This window comes from Hominiventricola sp. (assembly GCF_057604405.1).
In genome coordinates this window covers 1-6,081 of sequence record NZ_DBLYVB010000044.1, presented here as the reverse complement: position 1 = coordinate 6,081, position 6,081 = coordinate 1, and the positions used below count along the sequence as shown (strand labels likewise).

Annotated in this window: 5 protein-coding genes; all 5 read right to left on the bottom strand. The window is 44.3% G+C overall.

Annotated elements, in window-relative coordinates; all coding sequences use genetic code 11:
• Positions 1-405: 405 nt before the first annotated feature.
• Positions 406-1,515: an MBL fold metallo-hydrolase gene (locus tag ACZMB2_RS13510; RefSeq protein ID WP_487597122.1), complete on the bottom strand. Its 1,110-nt coding sequence runs from the start codon at positions 1,513-1,515 to the stop codon at positions 406-408.
• Entirely contained in the window at positions 1,496-2,575 is a 1,080-nt protein-coding gene (locus ACZMB2_RS13505) for an ABC transporter ATP-binding protein (protein ID WP_487597121.1), read from the bottom strand. Before ACZMB2_RS13505 ends, ACZMB2_RS13510 begins: the two co-directional genes overlap by 20 nt.
• Positions 2,576-2,577: 2 nt before the next feature.
• Positions 2,578-4,272 carry an ABC transporter permease gene (locus ACZMB2_RS13500; protein WP_487597120.1) on the bottom strand — a complete coding sequence of 565 codons (1,695 nt, stop codon included), beginning with the start codon at positions 4,270-4,272 and terminating at the stop codon, positions 2,578-2,580.
• Between the two features lie 19 nt (positions 4,273-4,291).
• Entirely contained in the window at positions 4,292-5,428 is a 1,137-nt protein-coding gene (locus ACZMB2_RS13495; RefSeq protein WP_487597119.1) for an extracellular solute-binding protein, read from the bottom strand.
• Positions 5,429-5,633: 205 nt separating this feature from the next.
• Positions 5,634-5,972 (bottom strand): substrate-binding domain-containing protein, encoded by a 339-nt coding sequence (locus tag ACZMB2_RS13490; protein ID WP_487597118.1) that lies wholly within the window; start codon positions 5,970-5,972, stop codon positions 5,634-5,636.
• Positions 5,973-6,081: the final 109 nt, after the last annotated feature.

Genomic DNA, 6,081 nt, shown 5'->3' with positions numbered 1-6,081 from the left:
AAAACAATCCACTTCGATTACAGTAGACGAATCGTAAAGTTAAATTAGGATAGCCAGTAGGGACAATAAAAAAGCCATTTTACCTGTCCCGCTGGTGCTATTTCAGTTTTCACGAAAACGTATACACTGTCTTTTTTCCACTGTTTGTTTCGTTTTTTATGTATGTTTTTATTCATAATTTTCCAATTATCTTTATTTCCATGCAAACGTTTACATACCTTAAAGGAACAAAGAGTCGCTTGCGACTCTTTCGCGCTCGAGCGGTGCTGTTTACAGCTAACTTCTACTCCGCGAGATGCGCATCCCGCCCGGAGGGCTTTTTAATTCATAAGACGTAATTTCCTATGAATTAAAAAAGAACTCCTCCTGACGGTTTTAAACCATACAGAAAGAGTTCTCTGTGTTTTATAAAAATATCATCTCTTTTTCCTCATTGTGAAAAGGAAGTACCACCTCAAAAGCATTTTCAGAAATAACCGCCTGCATATCACCTTTACTCTGATGATGCGGATACAAAAAACGCTCTGCATCCCCGGTATCTAAAAGCTGCTCCGGCAGTTCCCCCGGCTTGATCCTGCCGGTCACAAGCACTGCTGCGCCCATCTTTACTTCCCCGCTCACAAAATCAGCATTGTATTTTTTCTGCAAATGCGTATCCGCGATGAGCAGGATATCATATTCCATCTTCTGACCCTGTATTTGCAGATCAATTGCATTTTTTCCGATCTGTACAAACAGTTTTTGCAGCACATCATAAGTTTCGTTTCGATACCAGATTTTTTCCTTTAAAATCTGTTCCATATCTTTGAGAAAAACAGTATCCACAGCAATACGACGGTCCGGAAAGCTTTCTTTTAAAAGAATCAGAATCTCCATGCCTCTTCCATAGTGCGGCAGCGGCATAATGATTTTTTTCCCCGCAGAAAGATGTGCGGCAATTCTGTTTTTGATCTGTTCCCGCAATTCTTTAGCGCGCGCAAAAGTATTTACATGCGCACAGTCCACAACACCAAACTGCGCTCTGCATCCCCTGACCGGATCGCATGCATAAGCTAACGTATCCTCCTGATAATCGCCGCTGAAAAAAACAGCGCCTTTTTCATCCTCAATATAAAACCACAGACCTCCCGGACAGTGTCCCGTCCGTCCATACGTCAATGTTATTTCAGAAATTTTTGTTTTCCATGGTGTCTTTTTTTCATCCACAGGCAAAACGATCTGTTTTTCATACGAAATATTAGAAAGATCGATCGTCATCTGCGAGGCAGCGAGCACTCCGCAAAATCCTCTTTTTACAAATTCCGTAAAAGCTCCGCTGTGATCTTTATGGCAGTGCGTCAGGAAAAGATAATCTGTTTTCGAGAGTTCCTCAGACGTTACATCCGGATAAGGCTGGCTGTCACTGTCCATGATCCCGCAGTCCACCATACAATAACGTCCTTCCCTTCCGTACTCCATCAAAAAGCAGCTTCTCCCGTGTTCTCCATAGCCGCCTTTAGCCCAAAATCGCCTCATATGCATACAGCCTCTTTTCTGAAATTTCTGCAAATCCCTTCTGTCCTTCCTCTAAAAACTCTATGTGAAGCAGACAGAATGTCTCACCGGTTTCCGTCTTTACCTTAACACGGTAACTGCCGCCCTCAAAAGATGACATCACTACCTGCACCGGTATTACATTGCCCTCATCCTGCATTTTAAAACTGCATTCCTCCGGGCGGAATCTAAGCTCAACCTGCGCTCCAGGCACCGGTTTCTGTAAAAATGTTTTGCTTCTCACGATCCGGTCCGCTATCTTTACCGTGGCATATTCCCCCTCAGCATGATCGAACTCTGCCGCACTTAAACTATTGCCTGCACCTAAAAGTCCTGCAACCATAGCTGTTGCCGGATTTGTATAACAATTCGACGGCGTATCGCTCTGATCGATCACGCCATGATTCATCACGATGATCCGGTCAGCCATTGCAAACGCCTCCGACGGATCATGTGTCACATGAAAAACCGTTGTATTTAAATGCCGGAACAACTGTGCCATCTCCGTGCGCATTTCTATTCTAAGCTGTACATCAAGGTTACACAAGGGTTCATCTAACAGTATGATCGAAGGTTTCGTGATCAGGGCACGCGCGATCGCCACTCTCTGCTGCTGACCCCCGGACAATTCTGACGGGTACTGTTCCATCAGTCCCTCCAGATGCAAAAGACCTACCACTTCCTCCAAACGTTTCTGCATCTCATCTTTTTCTTCTTTTTTTACCCGCAGACCATATAAAATATTATCCTTCGCCTTCATATGCGGCCAGAGTGCAAAATCCTGAAACACCATATTGATATTACGTGCTTCGATCGCCACTGTTTTTTTCGCAGAGGAAACTTCTTTTCCATGGATCACGACTGTTCCCTCATCCAAAGATAAAATTCCCGCAATGATATTAAGAAGCGTCGATTTTCCGCAGCCGGAAGGTCCTAACACACTGATGATCTCGCCGGCTTCCACGGACAGATCGATTCCCTTTAAAATTTCTTTTTTTCCAAAATTTTTTCTGATTCCGTTTAACTCCAGTATCTTTTCCATCTCTAATTCATGCCTTTCTTTTTATTTCTCAGATATCCTGCATTTAAAATTGCTTCCAGAGCCAACATGATAGCGATAATAAAAATACCACCGATGATCGTTGCCGCAGCAGCATAGCCAAATTTCAGATCATTGTAGGAATCACTGATATATACCGGAAGTGTGCTGTAGTTCGGCGGATATAAAATCGTGGTAATCGCAAGGTTAAATACACTTCCTCCAAAAGCAGCCAGCACCGCGGACACACTGCTGTTATGCAGCAGGGGGAGCAGCACGGTTTTAATCTTCGTAAAAAAACCTGCTCCCTGCATCTGTGCCGCCACAAGCAGGCTCGATGGAATTTTTGCCATGCCGCCCACTAACACCCTGTTGATCATTGGAATTGCTGCAGCCACGCTCGCAAGTACCAGAATCGACGGATGCCCGTACAGATGAAGCCCGATCTTTGAAAGCCACTTCTGGTTCCAGATAAAAATATAGCCGATGCCGAGCACGACTCCCGGAACCGCCATCGCAACGAGCGTCAGCATGTCAATCATCTTTTTCAGTTTAAAATCAGAATAAGTCAGTACATATGCCACGCAAAATCCGATCACAATGCCAAGCACCGCAGAGACCGCCGCCAGTCCAAGAGAATGTCTGATCCCACTTATCATGGTATCTGTGGAAGAAAAGACCTGCCTGTAATTTTCCGTTGTAAACACAAATTTCTGGATGCTGACCGAACTTGAAAATGACATGATCAGATTCGATCCCACGGGAATCCCAAGCGCTATCACACAAAATACGGTTGAAATGACAGATAACAAAATTCCAGCCGGTTTCTTTGGTTTTCGCGCCATTACCTGTTCTGTTCCATTGTCCAGAAAATCATACTTTTTCTTTCCCATCGCCTGATATTGTACGATCATGGCGATCACGATCATCACCATCAGATACGAAGAAAGTACCCCTGCCATGTCAAAACGTACCGGCGAGGAACAGATCGCGCTGTAAATGGTATATGGCAGTGTCGGGAACGAATAGACCGCCGTAATGGTGGATGACATTCCATAGTCCCCCACTGTATCCATAAAAATCAGCATTGCTGCAGAGCAGTATGCCGGAACGCATAGCGGAAGCTGTACGCTTTTCCACGCTTCAAATGCGGATGCACCATTCATTCTTGCCGCATACATCAGCCTTGCCGGATACCATTCCATGGAAGTCTTTATCGTTACATATGCCATCGGGAATTTACAGAGCACCATCACACAGACAAGTCCCCAGTAACTGAAAATAAAAGAACCAACGCCCGGTATTCCAAGCCAGGCACTGGCAATACCGTTTCCAGAGGAAAAATATACCCAGCCCTGTGCCAGGATAAAAGATGGAACGACCATTAAGATCCATGCCGTCAGATCTAACAGTTTTGCGCCCCTGAATTTATAATTGACACGAATATGTGCTAAGACAGCCGCCAGTATTAATCCGATCACCGTCGTCCCCACACTCAGAAAGAACGAATTTAAAAATGCTTTTTTCCAGAGCGGACGCACAAATACCTGTAACACCAGCGACAGATTTGAAAGACTAAAATTTTTTATTTGCAGATCCGGACAGACAACCTGAAATAATACTGCTGCCAGAGGCAGCAGTACCAGTAAGATCAGGATGCCAGATATTCCAATACCTGCAGCATTTTCTCTACTTTTCATCCATATGACCTGCCATCATTTATTGTGCAGACATATCGGCAAACCATGCTTTGATATCTGCTTCATTTTCTGCACCGAACACCTCATCCGCCACTGCAAGTTTTGCGTTCGGATCACGCTCCGCTTTTGCATTCACACCATTTACAGAAGGCTCAAAATATCCTTCATCCCCGGTGTCTACAAGTGCCTGCTGTGTTTTTGCATCAAGCAGGAAATTCACAAACATTTTTGCAATTTCCGGCTGCTCACTCTGTGCACTGATCGCTGCCACACGGGTAGAACCCGGTGCGCCATCCTCCGGCCAGATGATCGTGATTGGTTCACCGCTTGCGACCATATCGTATGCGTTGGTCTCCTGTAACATTGCAATGGAAATATCCCCGCCTGCTAATGCCTGTACGACCTGCGGATTCTTAGGGAATACTTTTAACCCATGATCAAATAATGTCGTAAAGTATTCTTCCCCCGCTTCCAGTCCAAGTGTATCCATAAAATATGCTGCCAGCGGATATGCAGGCGCTGCCACACCAGGATCTGCCATTCCGACCTGATCTTTATATTTTTCGTCTGTCAGATCCGCAAATGTTTTTGGTGCATCCGCCTCGCTCCATACATCATTGCGGTATACAAGCACACCTGCTGCATGAATATCTGTCGGATACATACATTTATTTTCCGGAACTAAAGTCTTTGAAAAATCTGTCAGGTTTACTGCATTTTCCGGCTCAAAATCCGTCATTAACTCCCCGTCGCCTGCAAGGTTATAGACATCATACATGGAATCGATCCATACGACATCCCACTGTGGATTTCCTTTTTCTGCTGCAATACGGGACATTATCTCTGCACTGTTTCCAGAAACCACTTCCACATCATAGCCGGTTGCCTCTTTAAACATGTCAGCAATCACATCATCAAAATCATTTAAGTACACAATCAGCGGTTTTGTCTGCACAGGATTTTCTCCCTGTGTACTTTCTACGTTTTCGGTTATCTCCTCTGCTGCTTTTGATGTCTCTGCTTTTTTCTCTGTCACAGTCGCTGCATTGTTCTCCACATCCGCAGAAGCTGTATTCTGTTCTGCTGTGCTGTTTCCACACGCAGAAAGTGCCATTGCCATTGCTGCCATAACTGCAAGTATACGGGTTTTTTTCATGATTTTCTCCTTTTGAAGCCTTAACTTACCTTTTTATCCGGCTTCTTTTTACCTTTCCTTTTGTTTGTTCAATGGCTATTTTATCTTTCTCCTGTTGTTACTGAAATCTCCTTATGATAAATGTCTGGTAAATTTATTGTAAATTTTTTCGCTACACATATAGTTTTAGGTAACATAAAAAAACAGGCTCGTGACCTGTTTTCTCTCAGATATAATATTCCATCCGGTTTGCATTCTCCACTAACGTACAGCTCTCCCGGATCATCAGTTTTCCTTCTAACTCCGTCCGGACGATTCCCTTATGTCCGCCGCCAAGGCGGTCGATCAGAAGATAAAGAGCAAACTTTCCCATCTCTTCCTTTGGAAGGCGCACTGTGGTGAGCATCGGTTTGGTATACTGTGCCTCCTCAATATCGTCACTGGAAATAATGGATGGAACGTAATAGCGGTTTTTATATTTATTCAGGCATTTTAACATGCCGATGGCGATTATATCATTCGCACAGTAAATGGCAGTCGGCGCGTCTCCTCTCTGAGTAGCCAATAGGGACAGGTAAGATGGCTTTTTTACTGTCCCGCTGGTTCAAATAATAATTTCTTCCAAATGATCCAGCTCATGCTGACATATCTGCCTTTAACAAAACTGGATTGAA